Origin of the sequence: Pseudomonas sp. EA_5y_Pfl2_R50 (assembly GCF_963970475.1) — a bacterium.
GTDB lineage: Bacteria > Pseudomonadota > Gammaproteobacteria > Pseudomonadales > Pseudomonadaceae > Aquipseudomonas.
This window is the reverse complement of the sequence record NZ_CAXAPT010000099.1, coordinates 1-543: the sequence shown is the minus strand read 5'-3', so window position 1 is coordinate 543 and position 543 is coordinate 1. Positions and strand designations below refer to the sequence as shown.

General features: G+C 65.0%; 1 protein-coding gene. It reads left to right on the top strand.

Features of this window, described 5'->3' with window-relative positions; all coding sequences use genetic code 11:
- The coding region (locus AACY19_RS26895) for a tryptophan 7-halogenase (RefSeq protein ID WP_339454527.1) at positions 1 to 543 on the top strand (543 nt) is incomplete at both ends.

The following is a 543-nucleotide window of genomic DNA, read 5'->3' as shown; positions in this document are numbered from 1 at the left end:
CGCTGGTGGAATCCGACGCGATCGGGACGATCGGAGTGGGGGAATCGACGATCCCGCCGCTGGTCACCTACAACCGGCTGCTCGGCATCGGCGAAGCCGATTTCATGCGCGCGACACAGGCGACCTTCAAGCTCGGCATCCTGTTCGATGGCTGGAAGGACGGCAGCGATCGCTATTTCCACTCGTTCGGGATTACCGGGCAGGACCATTGGTCGGCGGGCTTCCAGCATTTCTGGCTGAACGGTCGCGAGCGCGGTCACGACGCGGCGTATGACGCCTATTGCCTCGAGCTCGTCGCGGCGCTGGAGGGCAAGTTCGCGCATCTTCCCGACGAGCGGATGAATTATGCCTATCAGCTCGATTCGTCGCTCTACGCGCAATTCTTGCGGCGGATGGCGGAAGCCGACGGCACGCGCCGGATCGAAGGCCGCATCGCGCACGTCGCGCTCGATGGCGAGAGCGGAGACGTTGCGGGGCTCCACCTCGAATCCGGCGCGGTGGTCGAGGGCGACCTGTTCCTCGACTGTACCGGCTTTCGCGCGC